This window comes from Pasteurella sp. XG20 (assembly GCF_018968665.1).
Lineage (GTDB): Bacteria > Pseudomonadota > Gammaproteobacteria > Enterobacterales > Pasteurellaceae > Pasteurella > Pasteurella multocida.
In genome coordinates this window covers 831,089-849,250 of the sequence record NZ_CP076656.1, presented here as the reverse complement: position 1 = coordinate 849,250, position 18,162 = coordinate 831,089, and the positions used below count along the sequence as shown (strand labels likewise).

The following is an 18,162-nucleotide window of genomic DNA, read 5'->3' as shown; positions in this document are numbered from 1 at the left end:
ATGACTGAATTAAGTTATCAAGAAGAATTACGTTATAACCGTCAAATTATGCTCAAGGCGGTAGATTTTGAGGGGCAAGAAACCCTCAAACAAAGCAAAATGCTGATTGTTGGCTTGGGCGGTTTAGGCTGTGCCGCCAGCCAATATTTAGCGACAGCTGGTGTGGGGCATCTCACCTTGTTGGATTTTGATACGGTGTCGCTGTCGAACCTACAACGCCAAGTGTTGCACGATGACAGCCGTTTAGCGATGCCGAAAGTCGATTCGGCAAAACTGTCGTTGCAACGCTTAAATCCACATATTCAGATTGACACTATCAATGCCAAACTCTCAACAGAAAAACTCGCTGAAATCATACCGCACTTTGATGTGATTTTAGATTGCACCGACAATGTAGAAATTCGTAATCAGCTTGATCAGGTCTGCCAACAAGCGAAAGTGCCGTTAGTCTCTGGAGCGGCGATCCGCCTGGAAGGGCAAGTAACGGTATTTACTTATCAAGAAAATACGCCAACCTATCGTACATTAAGTCAATTATTTGGCGAGAATACGCTAAGTTGCGTCGAGGCGGGGGTATTAGCGCCCATTGTGGGCATTGTTGGTTCTATTCAAGCGTTAGAGGCGATTAAAGTGCGGTTAAATATCGGTAAGAATTTATGTGGCAGATTACTGATGATCGATGGGATGACGATGAATGTGAGAGAGATCAAATTTTAGTAAGGCAAATTTGCCTAATACTAAATATTCTGTACAATTTTATAACATGATTTTAATTAAATAATACAAAAACATTTCATGAAAATTATTGACAACATCAACCATATTCTTGGCGAAGATCTGAAAACATCATTAAGTCAAAATGATAAATTAAAAATTGCAGCTTCTTATTTTTCTATTTACGCTTACGCAGAATTAAAAAATGAATTAGAAAATATTGAGGAACTCCAATTTATTTTTACCACTCCAACTTTTGTTACCGACACAGTCACAGAAAAATTAACTAAAGAGAAGCGTGAATTCGTTATTCCTCGGTCTGATCGTGAAAATAGTTTATATGGTACAGAATTTGAAATTCATCTAAAAAATAAATTAACTCAAAAAGCAATTGCAAAAGAATGTGCAGATTGGATTAGACGTAAAGCTAAATTTAAATCCAATACTAGCCATGCCCCAATGCAAGAGCTCATCTCAATAAAACAAAAAAACAATACAATCACATACTTTCCAATCCAAGGGTTCAATCCAGCAGGATTAGGTTATAAAAAAAGTGATGCTACATCTAATTTTTCTACTCGATTTGAAGGTCAATTTTCACAACAATATTTGCAGTTGTTTAATCAAATTTGGCATGACCATGAAAAAGTTGAAGATGTTACACCACAAATTATTCAACATATAGCGTCTGTTTACCAAGAAAATGCTCCTGAGCGCATCTATTTCCTCATGCTATATCATATTTTTAAGGATTTCTTAACAGAAATAAATGACGATGTTATGCCTAATGAAAAAACAGGCTATCAAGACACATTAATCTGGAAAAAACTATTTAATTTCCAAAAAGATGCAGCCATAGGCATTATTAATAAATTGGAAAGTTACAATGGCTGTATTTTGGCGGACAGTGTTGGATTAGGAAAAACGTTTACTGCTCTTGCTGTCATCAAATATTATGAACTGCGTAATAAAAGTGTATTGGTTCTTTGCCCTAAAAAACTTGCTGATAATTGGCGAACATACAATACAAACCTAGTGACAAATTTATTTGCACAAGATCGTTTTAATTATGATGTTTTTTATCATACGGATCTTTCTAGACAAAATGGTAACAGTGGTGGTATTGACCTCAGTAAAGTCAATTGGGGAAATTATGATTTACTCGTCATTGACGAATCCCATAACTTCCGTAACCGAGATACATTCAAAGACAGGACAACACGCTATCAAATCTTGATGGATAAAATTTTACGCCAAGGCGTTAAAACAAAAGTTTTAATGCTATCTGCGACGCCAGTAAATAACAGATTTAATGATCTTAAAAATCAACTAGCTCTAGCTTATGAGGGCAATCCAGAGCAATTGCAACAAAAACTAGATACCGAAAGAAGTATTGATATGATTTTTTCTCGTGCACAAGCGAGTTTTAATCAATGGAGTAAACTCCCAGCAGAAGAACGGACTACAGAAACTATTTTAAACTTATTAGATTTTGATTTTTTCAAACTACTTGATAGCTTAACAATTGCACGTTCCAGAAAACATATTCAAAACTTTTACGATACTCATGATATAGGTAAATTTCCAACTCGCTTAAAACCGTTATCCTACCGCTGCGCTATTTCCACCGAGAATAATATTAAATTGAATGATATTTACCACAGTTTATCCCAAATAAGCATGTCCGTGTATGCACCTGTTAGCTACATTCAACCAAGTAGACTCAGTAAATACGAAGAAATTTTCGATACAATAGTGAGTAACAATACAAAATTTAAACAAACTGATAGAGAAAAAAACTTACAAAGTTTAATGACAATCAACTTGCTAAAACGCTTAGAAAGTTCTGTTCAAGCCTTCCGACTTACTTTAAAAGAATTAGAAAAAAGTATTGAAAATGTATTAGCTAAGATCGCTGATTTCGAGGAACGAAAAAATACCGGGGAAATCAGTATTGCTCCCGAAATGGGTTATGATCAAGATGAAAATGGTGAATTGCTGTACACTGAAGATTTAATAGGGAAAACACTTAAAATTCATTTAGGTGATATGGATATTCTAAGCTGGCAAAATGAACTTACAACTGATCTGTTTATTATTCAAGATTTGTTAGAAAAAATCACACCAGTTACGCCACAAAAAGATGCCAAATTACAACATTTAATTAGTCATATTAAAAATAAAATGGAGCATCCAATTAACTTAAACAATAAAAAAGTCATTATTTTTACGGCATTTTCAGATACGGCTGACTATCTTTATCAGAATCTAGCACCACTATTTTTGCAACATTTTAATATTCATACGGCAAAAATTACAGGTTCACAAAATCAATCCACAATAAAAACGCAAATGGGGGGCCGAGCATGCTATGATATGCAAGGATTATTAACATTATTCTCACCTATTTCTAAACAAAAAGAACAAGTTTTTCCTGATGAAAAAAATGAAATTGATATTTTGATCGCGACAGATTGTATTTCTGAGGGGCAAAACTTACAGGATTGTGACTATTTAATCAATTTTGATATTCATTGGAATCCGGTGCGAATTATTCAACGTTTTGGGCGTGTAGATCGTATTGGTTCAAGAAATAATGTCATTCAATTAGTCAATTATTGGCCTGATATTAGCTTAGATGAATATATCAATCTCCGCGAACGTGTTGAAAATCGCATGGTCATTGTAGATATGGCGGGGACAGGTGATGACAACGTGCTTACAACAAAAGCAAATGAGCTCGCTTATCGTAAAGCACAATTAAAGCAATTACAAAACGAAGTCTTAGACTTAGAAGATGCTAACACGGGTGTCTCTATCACCGATCTAGGTTTAAATGATTTTAGAATGGATCTAATTCATTATATGGAACAAAACCCAGAGTTAGCTCATTCACCGAAAGGTTTACATACTGTTGTACCTGCACAACCAGATATTGGCTTACATGCTGGCGTCATTTTTACATTAAAAGCAAGACATAAAGAATATCAACATAATAATCCAAATCGGCTTTATCCCTATTATATTGTGTATATTCAAGAAAATGGTCAAGTTGTGTTTGATTACACAAAAGCGAAGTATTTACTTGATGTTGCTCGGAAGTCTTGTCGTGGACAAAATAAAGCGATTCCTGAAGTTTATGAGTCCTTTAATCGACGTACTCAAGACGGTCGGGATATGCGGCAATACTCCAAATTACTGGATATTGTGATTGACAAAATCAGACAAGTAAAACAGGAAAAAGATATCGATAGCTTATTTTCTGGTTTAACAACGAGCGCATTAAGCCAGGATATTTCAGGCTTAAATGATTTTGAGCTAATTAGTTTTATTGTCATTGAGGAACAATAATGGCGCTATATCGTTATCCTGGAACCACAGCTGTAAATCGTCAAATCCCGAAAAATAAATTTTATCAGATGGGTAATGCAACACATAAACTTGAACAACTCTTTGTTAATCAGATTGAGCGTATTCACTGGGCAAATAAATTGGCTGAAAATACGCTTAGAATTCCCCCAACTGATGAAGTAAAAGAGATTCAAATTTTTCACCTTCATACCCGAGTGGAACACCTTGATAAAAGGATTTTAAATTATATTGATAACCAAATTCTGAGCCCAATTATTTTTGAAATTCATTATCAAAACAAAATTAAAGTGATCGCTACCTATAAACGTTTAAGTCATACAGATAAGACAAAAGTAGTACTTGATCACTATTACGAGTCAGCATGGTTAACTGAAAATAGCCGACAAGACTTACCTATCGTATTAAACTTAGCTGATTTATATGCTCATTTGATCCATGCTTTATTGCCTTTCACCGTTCAAGATGAAATCAATACAGCACAGAATATTGAACAAATTTTACAAAAGCAGAGAGAAATAAGCCTGCTACAAAAAGCGCTCGCCAATCTCACAACTAAGCTAAAAAATGAGAAACAATTTAATCGCAAAGTTGAAATAAACCAGAAAATTCAACAACTACAAAAACAAATAAACAATTTATAATACTGTATCCAGCAGGATATCCCTAGCATCCACCGGAATAAATCACACTAGATAATGGAGAAAATATGTCGAAGGAATTAAAGATGCACACGAACAATCTCGTGGCGAAAAACATTGAAAAATTAACCGCACTTTTCCCAAATTGTATTACTGAAACACAAAATGCAGAAGGGAAAATAATCAAAGGTGTTGACTTCGATTTACTGCGCCAAGAGCTCTCCGAAACCATTATTGAGGGAGATAAAGAGCGTTATCGCTTAGATTGGGTCGGAAAAAAATAAGCCATTTTAACAGCAAATGCACCTATTGCCAAAACACTAAGACCTTGTCGTGAAGAAAGTGTCAATTTTGATACTACGCAAAATTTATTTATTGAAGGGGATAATCTTGATGCATTAAAGCTATTACAAGAAACATACCTTGGCAAAGTAAAGATGATTTATATCGATCCCCCATACAATACAGGAAACGATTTTATCTACAACGATGATTTTGCAGAAACGGTTGATGATTTTTTAGTTCGTTCAAACCAAGTTGATGAAGAAGGCAACCGCCTTGTCACAAATACAGAAAGTAATGGTCGCTTTCACTCGGATTGGCTTTCAATGATGTATAGTCGTTTAAAACTTGCACGTAATTTATTAACTGATGATGGTGTCATTTTTATTTCTATTGATAGTAATGAACAAGCTAATCTAAAGAAAATTTGTGATGACGTTTTTGGAACCGATAACTTTATGGAGTGTTTTATTTGGAACAAAAAAAACTCTGCTAAAGGAGTACCTCCCAAAAATATGATAGTAAATACACATGAATATATTTTATGCTATGGAAAATCTAGCCACAGTAAACTAATTGGAAAATTACGAACAAAAGAAACTTTTTCAAATCCTGATAATGACCCAAGAGGTGATTGGAGAATGTCTAATATAAAAAGTACATTAGACAATCATAAAAATAGATTTTCTATAGTAGACCCTAAAACAAATATTCCATATACAAATTTTTGGGCTTTTTCAGAAGATACATTAAATAATATGATCGAAAATAATAGAATTATTTTTCCTAAAAATCCTGATGGATTACCTAAACAAAAAGAGTTCTTTAATGAGTTTAAAAACCCATATATTCCGATAAAATCAGACCTAGGATTATTTGACTCACAATCAACAACAGAAAAGAATGTAGAAATAATGATGAAGTCAAAAGTATTTCTATATAGGAAACCTCTAGACTTAATGAAAACAATAATACAACAAGCATTGCCTGAAAAAAATATCATTTTAGATTTATTTGCTGGTTCCTCAACAACAGCACATGCAATCATGCAACTTAATGCCGAAGATAGCGGTAATCGTCGTTTTATTATGGTGCAATTACCAGAAAAAACAGAAGAAAAATCAGAAGCCTATAAATCAGGTTATCAAACGATTGCTGAAATTTCAAAAGAACGCATTCGCCGTGCGGGCAATAAAATTCTTGCGGATAATGCTGGAAAAGAAGGTATCAAGCAGCTTGATATTGGTTTTCGCGTGCTAAAAATTGACTCTTCAAATATGAAAGAAGTGTATTACACACCAGATAATCTGTCTCAAACCCTATTGGATCATATGGAATCTAATATCAAGGAAGATCGTAGCGCAGAAGATCTCCTCTTCCAAGTGATGCTAGATTGGGGGATAGAACTTTCCTTACCGATTGAACAGAAAAGCGTCGGTAATAGTATCCTGTATTATGTAGGGGGAAATAGTCTTGTTGCCTGCTTTGACGCATTAACATTGGATGTCATTAATGAAATCGCAAAACATCAACCACTACGTGTCGTTTCTTGCGAATCAGCAATACAGCATGATCAAGATAAAACCAATATTAAAGAACGCTTCAAACAACTTTCACCAGAAACAGACGTACGTTTTTTATAGGAGTTGGTGATGAAAATTCAATTTAGAACCTTAAATTACCAATTAGATGCTGTACAAGCTGTAGTGAATTGCTTTCAAGGGCAAACACGCCATGAAGGTAAACGTTATATGCGTGATTTAGGTAATACCAAAAGTAAACATCCTCAGCAAATTGAAATAAATATTCCACAACATATTGACTACGATGAATTTGGCTTTGCAAATCAACCTATTGACAGTTTAGATAACGTATTAAAAAACATTAAGAAAATTCAAAAGGAAAATAATTTATCTCCTTCAACACATTTGATTGTGGCAGATAATCAGAATAATAAAAACTTAACTTCTAGTCCGCTTAATATCGATGTAGAAATGGAAACTGGAACAGGTAAAACCTATTGCTATATTCGTACTATGTTTGAACTAAATAGACAGTATGGTTGGTCAAAATTTATTATCGTGGTGCCAAGTATTGCTATTCGTGAAGGTGTTGATAAAAGCTTCTCAATGATGAGCGAACATTTCCAACAAGAGTATGGCAAAAAAGCCCGTTTCTTTATTTATGATTCGAAAGCATTACACCATTTAGAAAATTTCAGTGCAGATGGTGGCTTAAATGTAATGATTATTAATGTTCAAGCATTTAATGCTACTGGAAAAGATGCTCGTCGTATTCATGAAGAATTAGATGAGTTTCAATCTCGTCGCCCTATTGATGTGATTGCGAAAAACCGCCCTATTCTAATTTTAGATGAACCGCAGAAAATGCATGCTGATAAAACATTAGCATCTTTAGCTAATTTTAAGCCACTGTTTATTCTACGTTATTCTGCTACGCATAAACGACAATATAACTTGGTTTATCGTCTTGATGCACTTGATGCTTACAATCAAAAACTGGTGAAAAAAATTACAGTAAAAGGTATTGAGGTACAAAATTTATCTGGTTCAAATAGTTATCTTTATTTACAACATATTGAAATATCTAAATCTGCGCCAATTGCCAAACTAGAACTCGAAATAGGCCATAATAACGGATTTAAGCTCGAAATCCGTAAAATCAAGAAAGGGGATGACCTCTTTGAAATCAGTAATGAAGCAAGGCAGTACAATGGTTATGTTGTAGCTGAAATTGATGCGCGTGAAAATTCGGTAAGCTTTACTAATGGTGTAAAAATTTATGTTGGTGAAGCGTTAGGTGATGTGAATGAAACAACATTACGTACTATACAAATTCGCGAAACAATTCGAGCACACATTTCTAAAGAAAAAGCCTTATTTGATCGTGGTATCAAAGTATTAAGCTTATTTTTCATTGATGAAGTCGCAAAATATCGCCAATACGATGATGAAAATAATGCACAAGATGGTGAGTACGTCCGTATTTTTAAAACACAATATGAGCAGGTTTTAAACGAATTAAAAGACACATCAATTATAGATAGTCCGTACTGGAGTTATTTACAGAATATTGATATAGATAAAACTCATAACGGCTATTTTTCTATTGATAAAAAATCAAAACGCTTAATTGATCCCACTATAGATCGTCGTGCTAACGAGGTCGAAAGCACAAGTGATAGCGATGCCTATGATTTAATTTTGAAAGATAAAGAGCGCTTACTTTCCTTTGATGAACCGACGCGTTTTATTTTTTCTCACTCTGCGCTACGCGAAGGTTGGGATAATCCCAATGTATTTACGATTTGTACACTCAAACATTCCGATAATGTTATCTCTCGCCGTCAAGAAGTAGGACGTGGCTTACGTTTAGCGGTAAACAAAAACGGAGATCGCATGGATGCAAAACATTTTGGTGAAAATAGTCCAGAAATCCATCAATTAAATAACCTCACCGTGGTGACCAATGAAAGTTACAAAGAGTTTGTAAAAAACCTACAAAAGGAAATTTTAGATGAATTGAGTAGTCGTCCGACTAAGGCAGATCAACAATATTTTAGCGGTAAATTTGTTCGTTTAGAAAATGGTGAAAAACACCAAATTAGCGAACAACAAGCAAAACAAATCTATCACTATTTAGTAAAAAATGATTATATTGATGACAATGATAGCCTCACGGAGGTCTACAAAACTGCTCAAAAAGCCAACCAGCTTGCTCAATTACCACCAGAATTAGGCTCACTTTCTAGTCCAATTTTTCAATTGATCGAAGGAATTCTTGAGCCTGATCTTATTGAAGGGATGATCGATAACATTCATCTAAAAAAAGAGAATCCAATTAATTCAAGCAACTTGAATCGTAAAGAATTTCAAGCGTTATGGAAAAGAATCAATCGCAAAGCAGTCTTTGAAATACAACTAGACAGTGGAAGCTTAATTCAAGAAAGTATTACAAAAATTGAGAAAGAAGCCCAATCTCGTGGCGGTCTCTTTGTAGAAAGTATTACGTACAAAATCGGAGAAACGACACAAAAAGATAATATTGAATATTCAGATCTTCAAATTAGAGAAAGTTTTGGCGAATATCGTACTCAAACGGAAAAAACAGCTATCTCAGTCTCTTCACAAGTAAAATATGATTTAGTTGGCGAACTCGCGAATAAAACAAACTTACTGCGTAAAACCATCGTTGCTATTTTAAAAGGTATCAAAAACGACATTTTTGAGCAGTTTAAATGCAATCCTGAAGCCTTTATTCGTGAGGTAAGTCGTATTATTAATGAACAGCAAGCCAAAATGGTTATTCAGAATCTAACTTACCATCCTCTATCAGAAGGCTACCATGATAATGAAATTTTTGTCAGTAATATCGTCCCTAGTGATGCTTATCAAGCTAAACACCATATTTGGGAATATGTGGCAACTGATTCAAAAGTAGAGACAGAATTTGCCAAAGAATTGGATAATGCAAGTGAAGTAATCGTGTATGCAAAATTACCTCACCGTTTTCAAATTCCAACGCCATTTGGTCATTACAATCCAGACTGGGCTATTGTGCTTGAAAAGTCAGATCAAAAAGAAATTTATTTTGTTGCTGAAACCAAAGGCTCAAGTGATGAAAATGAATTGCGCTTAGGTGAACAAAATCGAATCCAAAGTGCAAAACGTTTCTTCCAAACATTAAATGAAGAGCAACATCAAAATGTGCGATATGACGTTGTGAGCTGTTTTGATGAATTAATGAAGAAAGTGCTGAATTAGTAGGATAAAAGAGCGGTACTCTTTAATAGAATTTACCGCTCTTCTTTATTTTCCACCCCAACGCTGAAACAAATCCTGTGCTAATTGAATTTCGAATTGATCGCATAAGCGGTTGACACTTTGATCCACAATGTCTTGCACTGTTTTCGGGTGATGATAAAACGCCGGCATCAATGGCGTGATTTGTGCGCCAATTTCAGCGGCTTGAGTCATTAAACGAAGATGCCCTAAATGTAATGGCGTTTCCCTTACACATAACACCAAGGGTTTACGTTCTTTTAAACACACATCAGCGGCACGCGTGATCAGGTCATCAGTATAGCTATGAGAAATGCCGGATAAAGTTTTAATGGAACAAGGCAGGATAATCATACCTAAGGTGCGGTAAGAGCCGGACGAAATTGCTGCGCCAATATCACGCACATCATAATTTACATCCGCCAATGCCTTGACCGCTTGAATGCTGTAATCCGTTTCTGCTGCAATGGTTTGTTTAGCGGCATTGCTGATAATTAAATGGGTTTCAATGTGATCAAGCGGTTTAAGCACTTCCAATAAGCGAATCGCATAAATCGCACCTGATGCACCAGAAATACCAATAATGAGGCGTTTTTTGTCGTTTTTCATAGGCAAATGATAAGAAAATGATGTGTGGCTATTCTAGCACAAATGATACGTTATCCAGAATGTGTTCCTCACAATTTAAGTGAAAGAAAAGCAGAAAATGGAAAAATAAAAATGGAGAGTCAAATTAATTCAACTCTCCATTTTTGTTATTAATTGTTATTGTTCGTGCTTATTTTTCATTGTGCATTTCAAGATTAGTAGCATCTTTTTCACGCTTTTTCTTGGCGATATCATTACGCTGTTCTGCAATATTATCCAGATATTCAGGTGTAATATCGCCCGTCACATAAACCCCTGTAAACACCGAACAATCAAAGTCTTGAATACTTGGATTTTCTTGTTGCACAGAACCAGTTAACGCATCTAAATCTTGGAAAATTAATTTATCCACACCAATTAAGTTAGCAATTTCATCTACATCACGACCATAAGCGATCAATTCATTTTTGGTTGGCATATCAATACCATACACATTTGGATAACGAATTTCTGGTGCAGCAGAGGCAAAATAAATTTTCTTCGCACCTGCCGCTCTCGCCATTTCGACAATTTGTTCAGACGTGGTACCACGTACAATCGAGTCGTCAACTAACAACACATTCTTATCTTTAAATTCTGAAGCAATGGTATTGAGTTTACGTCTAACAGAACTGACTCGCAATGCCTGCCCCGGCATAATAAACGTACGTCCTACATAGCGATTTTTCACAAAACCTTGACGATACGGTTTATTTAACACGCGCGCAATACGTAAAGCAATATCGTTAGAGGTTTCAGGCACAGGAATGACCACATCAATATCATCCACATCCGCCCATTCCCGTGCAATTTTTTCACCTAAACGTTGTCCCATATGAACACGAGCAGCATAAACAGAAACCCCATCGATGCAAGAGTCTGGACGTGCAAAATAGACGTATTCAAAAATACAAGGTGTTAATGTTGGTTTGTCTGCGCATTGCTGAGCATACATTTCCCCTTCAAACGTGACATAAATCGCTTCGCCGGGTTGTACATCTCGTACAAACTCAAAACCCACTGTATCTAATGCGATACTTTCGGAGGCAAACATATACTCTGTTTTGCCATTTTCCTCGCGTTTCCCTAACACTAACGGACGGATACCGTTCGGATCACGAAACGCGACCATACCATGACCAATAATCATGGCGATACAAGCATAAGCACCACGAATATCCTGATGCGTTTGTTTGACAGCACTGAATACATCTTGCGGATCTAATTGGTATTTTTCGAAGTGATCAAGGTGATTGGCTAAGATATTGAGTAATAATTCAGAATCTGAATTGGTATTTACATGGCGACGTGCGAGACGAAATAACTTTTCTTTTAATTCACTTGAATTGGTCAAGTTACCATTATGCACTAAGGTTAAGCCATAAGGCGAATTTACATAAAAAGGTTGCGCTTCAGAGACACTTGAGCTCCCAGCCGTAGGATAACGAACATGTCCAATGCCAGCATTGCCTTGTAAACGTAACATATGAACTTGTTCAAATACATCGCTGACTAACCCGTTCGCTTTACGCAAGCGGAATCGGTTTTCATCATCTACGGTTACAATCCCGGCGGCGTCTTGCCCGCGGTGTTGCAATAAGGTTAACGCATCATAAATTGATTGGTTAACTGGGCTTTGGCTAACAATACCAACAATACCACACATTCGTGTTTATCCTCTATTTATTTAATGTTGAATTTATAAAACTGGATGTTGCTTGTAACTGTTGAAAAAACCACTCAACAATAAAGCCGAAATGTGGAATGAGTTTTGATTCTTTCCACCAAACAGTTTGGCTAAAATTCGTAAAGGTATCCATAAAGAATAACAATGCTGCCACAATCAATACGCCTCGAATAAGTCCAAAACAGGCACCTAGTACGCGATCAGTCCCGGTTAACCCTGTCTTATCCACTAACTCACCCAAAATATGATTCACAATCCCACCCACAATTAATGTGGCAACAAACAAGATCGCAATTGCCGTGCCATTGCGCAAGTAAAGGGATTCGATTTGGGTTAAATAATTAGCGAGATAAGGATAAAAGTGATTAGCCACAAAAAAAGCAACGACCCAGCTTGCGACTGACATCACTTCTCGAATAAATCCACGTAATAGACTGATAATAATCGAAAATGCAATGATGGCGATGATAATATAATCAATCATTGGAATATCTCTAAAAAAACACTCGAATTTCCGCCCGCGCTATTTTACAAAAAAAGAAAACGTTTGCGTAGTGAAAAATTCAAGAAAAGTTGAATAAATATGAAAAAAGAAAAGTCTTTATCACACAAGCAAGAAAAGCGCCATTCATAGCGGATTTATAATTCTTGCCAAAAAGCTTTATCTAATTTTCGCTGTGCTTTTTTCAGGACATCAGCTAAATTTTGATAATTCGGCTGCTCTGTTAAGATAGGTAAAGTTTCGTTTACTTGCTTTAAGCGCTCACAAATTTCATAAAACCAGACCGCACTTTGTGGGGATAAGGGCGTGATAGAACGTTTACCTAACCAATACAAACCTTGCAACGGAATTAACAGCGCAACAATCGCGCTAAATACAGCAATGGCTAATGCACTGATATCGGATTTGGCGTAAACTTGTTGCCAAGTGATGGCAAAAACAGCTAAAAAAGGCATAAACTTTTGCGCGAAAAGCGTTGCTTTAATCACGCGGTTTTCGGGAAAAATCATACCTAGCTTACTTTCCAATGGCCAACTTTTTAAATAATGCTGACCTTTTTTTAAAAAAATAAAAAAATACATTTTGCTATTGTACACAACCTCTTAAATACGATAACGAAATAAAGATAGCATATTCAGGTTAAATATTCAGCTTATTTTAAACTAGCTCTTTGCCTATTTTTTGTATTTTGTTAAAAATGTTTAAAGTTTAATAATTTTTTTGATAAATGTCGCATTTTTAGTAGGTTGTGAATTTATTTTATTGTACGAAAGGTGTATCCTATGCCTATCAGATTTTCATCTGCCTATTTGTTCAATATTTGAGCAAATAAATTTTTTTAACTTAAAATCAAATAATAGGTCTCTTATGTCTCAAAAATTAGTCCTAATCTTAAACTGTGGTAGTTCTTCATTAAAATTCTCTATTTTGGACCCGCAAACTGGTGAAGAAAAATTGTCTGGTTTAGCCGAAGCATTTCATTTAGATGATGCGCGTATTAAATGGAAACTCCATGGTGAAAAAGGTAACGCTGATTTAGGTGCAGGTGCTGCACATAGTGAAGCACTTAACTTTATTGTAAATAGTATTTTCCCATTAGATCCATCTTTAAAAGAAGACATTGTTGCGATCGGTCACCGTATCGTTCATGGCGGTGAAAAATTCACGTCTTCTGTTGTCATTACGGATGAAGTGGTTCAAGGCATTAAAGACGCTGTTCAATTCGCCCCATTACACAACCCAGCACATTTAATCGGTATTGAAGAAGCCTTCAAAATGTTCCCTCATTTAAAAGATAAAAATGTGGCTGTCTTTGATACCGCTTTCCATCAAACCATGCCTGAGGAAGCTTATTTATATGCGCTACCTTATTCTTTATATAGAGAACATGGTGTACGTCGTTATGGCGCACATGGTACAAGTCATTTCTTTGTTAGCCAGCAAGCCGCTGAACGTTTAAATGTTCCGGCAGAACAAGTAAATGTCATTACCTGTCATTTAGGTAATGGTGCCTCTATCGCGGCAGTACGTCATGGACAATGTATTGACACCTCTATGGGCTTAACGCCATTAGAAGGTTTAGTCATGGGAACACGTTCTGGTGATATTGATCCAGCAATCGTCTTTTATTTACACGACAACCTTGGTTTATCTGTTGAAGAGATCAATACATTATTAACCAAAAAATCAGGCTTACTCGGTTTAACCGAAGTCACAAGTGACTGTCGTTATGCAGAAGATAACTATGACAAAGAAGCGCCAGCAAAACGTGCATTAGACGTATTTAGCTATCGTTTAGCAAAATATATTGGTTCTTACATGGCGGTTATCGGTGAACGTTTAGATGCTATCGTCTTCACGGGTGGTATTGGTGAAAACTCATCTTTAGTACGCGAGTTAACCTTAAACCATTTAAAACTGTTCGGTTATCAAGTGGATTCAGATAAAAACAAAGCGGCTCGCTTTGGTCATGAAGGGGTGATTACAGCAGACAATACGCCTGTTGCCATGGTGATCCCAACGAATGAAGAACTTGTTATTGCACAAGATACCGCGCGCCTTTGCATCGCGTAAAGATCAATTAACTGCCGATTCATCGGCAGTTTCTTTTTGTATAAATTATCAACAAATTAGGGTTTATTATGTCACGTACAATTATCCTTATCCCGATTAGTGCTGGTGTAGGCTTAACCAGTGTCAGCTTAGGTTTAACACATGCACTGGAGCAAAAAGGGGCGAAAGTCGGCTTTATGAAACCAATTTCTCAGCCGAACTCAGGTGAAGATATGATTGATCGCACAACATCAATTATTCGCACCAGTACCACCATTGAAACCAGTGAACCGTTTATGTTAAGTGTAGCGGAATCACTCATCGGTCAAAATCAATCTGATGTGGTACTAGAAAAAATTGTTGAAAATCATCAACAACTCGCCAAAAACAATGAAATTGTCGTGGTGGAAGGTTTAATCCCTACGCGTAAGCATTCTTATGCCAATAGCATTAACTATGAAATTGCTCAAGCACTTGATGCGGAAATCATTCTTGTTGCAGCACCGGCGACGGAAACACCGGCAGAACTCAAAGAACGCATCAAAGCCGCAGCCTCATTATTTGGCAGCAAAAATAACCCTAATTTACTTGGTGTTGTGATCAATAAATTTAATGCGCCGATTGATGAATCTGGTCGTACTCGCCCTGACTTGGCAGAAATTTTTGATTCTTTCCAACACACACAAAATCAAGTATCTGAGATTTATCATTTATTTGAGAAAAGCCCAATTAAAATCTTGGCATGTATTCCTTGGAGCGCAGAATTAATTGCGACTCGTGCCATTGATTTAGCCAAACATTTAGGTGCTGCCATTATTCATGAAGGCGCGATCAATGAACGTCGCATTCGTGGCATCACTTTCTGTGCACGTAATTTGACCAATATGGTGGAACATTTCCGTGTTGGAAGTTTACTTGTCACTTCCGCGGATCGTCCTGATGTGATCGTCGCAGTGGCATTATCTGCCATGAATGGCGTTGAAATTGCTGGTGTTTTATTAACCGGTGGTTACAAAATTGATGCACAAATCAAGAAACTCTGTCAACACGCGATCGAAAGTACAGGTTTACCAGTCTTCCGTGTCGAAGGTAATACTTGGCAAACTGCACTGGCACTACAAAGTTTTAACCTCGAAGTGCCTGTTGATGATAAAGAACGTATCGAAAAAATTAAACATTATATTAGCGACCTACTCGACAGCAATTTTATCGATTCATTAGCGGCAGCTTCTTCTCGTTTACGTCGTTTATCGCCGCCTGCTTTCCGTTTCCAATTAACCGAATTAGCACGTCAAGCGCAAAAACGCATTGTATTGCCTGAAGGGGATGAACCACGTACAGTAAAAGCTGCTGCCTTATGTGCAGAGCGTGGTATCGCTGAATGTGTGTTATTAGCTACACCAGAATCCGTCATGCGTGTTGCCGAAGCACAAGGCATACAATTAGGCAAAGGGATTACGATTATTGATCCTGCTACAGTGCGTGAAAACTATGTTGCACGTTTAGTGGAATTGCGTAAAAACAAAGGCATGACCGAAGATTCTGCACGTGAACAATTAGAAGACAATGTAGTACTTGGTACAATGATGTTAGAAGCAAACGAAGTAGATGGTTTAGTCTCTGGTGCCGTACATACGACAGCCAATACTATTCGTCCGCCGATGCAAATCATCAAAACTGCACCGGGTAATTCGATTGTGTCTTCAATCTTCTTCATGTTATTACCTGATCAAGTCTTGGTTTATGGCGACTGCGCAGTCAACCCAGATCCAACAGCAGAACAATTAGCAGAAATCGCGATTCAATCCGCAGACTCAGCCAAAGCCTTTGGTATTGATCCAAAAGTAGCGATGATCTCTTACTCAACTGGTACTTCTGGTAGTGGTGCAGATGTAGAGAAAGTGAAAGAAGCCACTCGTCTGGCACAAGAAAAACGTCCAGATTTAATCATCGACGGTCCATTACAATATGATGCAGCAGTGATGGAAGATGTAGCGCGTTCTAAAGCACCAAATTCACCAGTGGCAGGTAAAGCGACGGTCTTTATTTTCCCTGATTTGAATACCGGTAATACCACTTATAAAGCGGTACAACGTTCTGCTGACCTTGTGTCTATTGGACCGATGTTACAAGGTATGCGTAAACCAGTGAATGATTTATCACGTGGTGCGTTAGTGGACGATATCGTGTACACAATTGCCTTAACTGCAATTCAAGCAACACAATAATCCTCACACAACAATTCACAAAAAAACCGCACTTTATTCACTTAAGTGCGGTTTTATTTTGTCTTCTATCTAGCTATCCATTTGCGAGTGTATTTAACAATACTAAGCCAAATTCACGTCGCCAACCGACCAATAGCTCTGGTAACTGAGTTGGATCTTGATTGTCTAACCAACACCATTTCATTAAGTTTTCTAAACCACGCTTACTGGCAATCACTTCTGCAGCTAAATCAGGAGGCGCAATGCTTTTTAGCTTTTGTTGTAAGCCTTTGAGTGCTTTTTTATAACGAGGGTCATCCGCAATACGTACGATCGGCATCGGATAATCCACATCATCAAAGCGTTTAAGTTGTCCTATCAAATGCAATATTTTTTTGCCATGAATGCGCACTTCATGATAACTTAATCCTAACGCAAGCAATTCTGACGTATGTTTTGGATTATGTTTCGCCACTTGCCATAAGTGCTCTGCCCTTACTACAAAATTTAAGGCTAAATCCCGTTTCATCGCTTCCTCTTGACGCCATTTCGCCAACAGTTTTAAACGCATTAATTCACTCGGTGTTAAACGCCATGCATTAGGAATGCCCAAATACGCTAGCTCCGGATCTTTATGTTGTTCACGCTTTAACAACAACGCTTCACAATCTTGTTGCGCGGCCTCTTGCCATCGTGTTTGAGCCAACGCTTCCTGCATGCGTTGATAAAGCGGTAATAAATACCACACGTCAGCTGCGGCATAAACTAAGTGGTTGTCCGATAAAGGACGGGCTAACCAATCCGTGCGCGAGGCACCTTTATCAATTTCAAGTTGAAAATAATGCTGAACTAACGTCGCTAGACCAGTAGAATTTGGAAAACCTAGAAAGTTTGCCATGATTTGTGTATCTAGCATCGGCGTAGGAAGCTGGTTAAAACTATGTTGGAACACCTCTAAGTCTTCGCTGCACGCATGAAGCACTTTCAACACAGCCTTATTCGCCAGTAACGCAATAAATGGTGAAAAATCTTGAATGGTAGTAGGATCAATTAAACTGACTCGTTCACCATCATAGAGTTGAATAAGCCCTAATTGTGGATAGAGTGTTTTGATACGAACAAATTCGGTATCGAGTGCAATTACGGCTTTTTGTTGGGCAGAATAACAAATTTCTGCCAGCGCCAAATCAGAAGTAATGACTTGAAAGTGCGGTTTATTTTTTATTTCTTTTTGTTGACTGTTCATCTTAATACGACAAATTAGGGGCAAATGTCGCCC

The 18,162-nt window shown here is 36.9% G+C and carries 11 protein-coding genes and 1 pseudogene; 7 read left to right on the top strand and 5 right to left on the bottom strand.

What is annotated here, in order from left to right:
* The 5 genes and pseudogenes from moeB (at position 1) to KPF51_RS03750 (ending at position 9,790) form a co-directional block, all read left to right on the top strand.
* A complete protein-coding gene (gene moeB, locus KPF51_RS03770; RefSeq protein ID WP_061406117.1) occupies positions 1–717 on the top strand; it encodes a molybdopterin-synthase adenylyltransferase MoeB in 717 nt (238 codons plus the stop codon).
* A gap of 78 nt (positions 718–795) precedes the next feature.
* The gene (locus tag KPF51_RS03765) at positions 796–4,065 is read left to right on the top strand and encodes a helicase-related protein (RefSeq protein ID WP_061406118.1); all 3,270 of its coding nucleotides are present in this window, start codon (positions 796–798) and stop codon (positions 4,063–4,065) included.
* The gene (locus KPF51_RS03760; RefSeq protein WP_061406119.1) at positions 4,065–4,727 is read left to right on the top strand and encodes a DUF4391 domain-containing protein; all 663 of its coding nucleotides are present in this window, start codon (positions 4,065–4,067) and stop codon (positions 4,725–4,727) included. The genes KPF51_RS03765 and KPF51_RS03760 overlap by 1 nt, the downstream gene beginning before the upstream one ends.
* 83 nt (positions 4,728–4,810) lie before the next feature.
* A pseudogene (locus tag KPF51_RS03755) lies at positions 4,811–6,649 on the top strand (site-specific DNA-methyltransferase).
* A 9-nt stretch (positions 6,650–6,658) separates the two neighbouring features.
* Positions 6,659–9,790, top strand: a complete 3,132-nt coding sequence (locus KPF51_RS03750) for a type III restriction-modification system endonuclease (RefSeq protein WP_061406120.1) — start codon at positions 6,659–6,661, stop codon at positions 9,788–9,790.
* Between the two features lie 45 nt (positions 9,791–9,835).
* Here the strand turns inward: KPF51_RS03750 and KPF51_RS03745 are convergent, their stop codons facing one another.
* The 4 genes from KPF51_RS03745 to yfbV form a co-directional block, all read right to left on the bottom strand.
* Positions 9,836–10,417, bottom strand: a complete 582-nt coding sequence (locus KPF51_RS03745; RefSeq protein WP_005726624.1) for a UbiX family flavin prenyltransferase — start codon at positions 10,415–10,417, stop codon at positions 9,836–9,838.
* A gap of 169 nt (positions 10,418–10,586) precedes the next feature.
* Positions 10,587–12,101: an amidophosphoribosyltransferase gene (gene purF / locus KPF51_RS03740; protein WP_005726625.1), complete on the bottom strand. Its 1,515-nt coding sequence runs from the start codon at positions 12,099–12,101 to the stop codon at positions 10,587–10,589.
* Positions 12,102–12,114: 13 nt separating this feature from the next.
* On the bottom strand, positions 12,115–12,606 hold the full coding sequence (locus KPF51_RS03735) for a CvpA family protein (RefSeq protein WP_005716269.1): 492 nt from the start codon (positions 12,604–12,606) through the stop codon (positions 12,115–12,117).
* A 155-nt stretch (positions 12,607–12,761) separates the two neighbouring features.
* On the bottom strand, positions 12,762–13,205 hold the full coding sequence (gene yfbV, locus KPF51_RS03730; RefSeq protein WP_005754120.1) for a terminus macrodomain insulation protein YfbV: 444 nt from the start codon (positions 13,203–13,205) through the stop codon (positions 12,762–12,764).
* Between the two features lie 286 nt (positions 13,206–13,491).
* On the opposite strand from yfbV, the gene KPF51_RS03725 reads away from it, so the two are divergent.
* Both KPF51_RS03725 and pta read left to right on the top strand, forming a co-directional pair.
* A complete protein-coding gene (locus KPF51_RS03725; RefSeq protein ID WP_005726626.1) occupies positions 13,492–14,697 on the top strand; it encodes an acetate kinase in 1,206 nt (401 codons plus the stop codon).
* A 68-nt stretch (positions 14,698–14,765) separates the two neighbouring features.
* Positions 14,766–16,904: a phosphate acetyltransferase gene (gene pta / locus KPF51_RS03720; protein WP_064972553.1), complete on the top strand. Its 2,139-nt coding sequence runs from the start codon at positions 14,766–14,768 to the stop codon at positions 16,902–16,904.
* A 73-nt stretch (positions 16,905–16,977) separates the two neighbouring features.
* On the opposite strand, the gene rnd is transcribed toward pta, so the two are convergent.
* Complete coding sequence (gene rnd, locus KPF51_RS03715) at positions 16,978–18,129, bottom strand: ribonuclease D (RefSeq protein WP_216711813.1); 1,152 nt, start codon at positions 18,127–18,129, stop codon at positions 16,978–16,980.
* Positions 18,130–18,162: the final 33 nt, after the last annotated feature.

Excerpts from the sequence above, each read along its gene's own strand:
- moeB (WP_061406117.1), top strand. The coding sequence starts at position 1 with ATGACTGAATTAAGTTATCAAGAAGAATTACGTTATAACCGTCAAATT.
- KPF51_RS03765 (WP_061406118.1), top strand. The coding sequence starts at position 796 with ATGAAAATTATTGACAACATCAACCATATTCTTGGCGAAGATCTGAAA.
- KPF51_RS03760 (WP_061406119.1), top strand. The coding sequence starts at position 4,065 with ATGGCGCTATATCGTTATCCTGGAACCACAGCTGTAAATCGTCAAATC.
- KPF51_RS03750 (WP_061406120.1), top strand. The coding sequence starts at position 6,659 with ATGAAAATTCAATTTAGAACCTTAAATTACCAATTAGATGCTGTACAA.
- KPF51_RS03745 (WP_005726624.1), bottom strand. The coding sequence starts at position 10,417 with ATGAAAAACGACAAAAAACGCCTCATTATTGGTATTTCTGGTGCATCA.
- purF (WP_005726625.1), bottom strand. The coding sequence starts at position 12,101 with ATGTGTGGTATTGTTGGTATTGTTAGCCAAAGCCCAGTTAACCAATCA.
- KPF51_RS03735 (WP_005716269.1), bottom strand. The coding sequence starts at position 12,606 with ATGATTGATTATATTATCATCGCCATCATTGCATTTTCGATTATTATC.
- yfbV (WP_005754120.1), bottom strand. The coding sequence starts at position 13,205 with ATGTATTTTTTTATTTTTTTAAAAAAAGGTCAGCATTATTTAAAAAGT.
- KPF51_RS03725 (WP_005726626.1), top strand. The coding sequence starts at position 13,492 with ATGTCTCAAAAATTAGTCCTAATCTTAAACTGTGGTAGTTCTTCATTA.
- pta (WP_064972553.1), top strand. The coding sequence starts at position 14,766 with ATGTCACGTACAATTATCCTTATCCCGATTAGTGCTGGTGTAGGCTTA.
- rnd (WP_216711813.1), bottom strand. The coding sequence starts at position 18,129 with ATGAACAGTCAACAAAAAGAAATAAAAAATAAACCGCACTTTCAAGTC.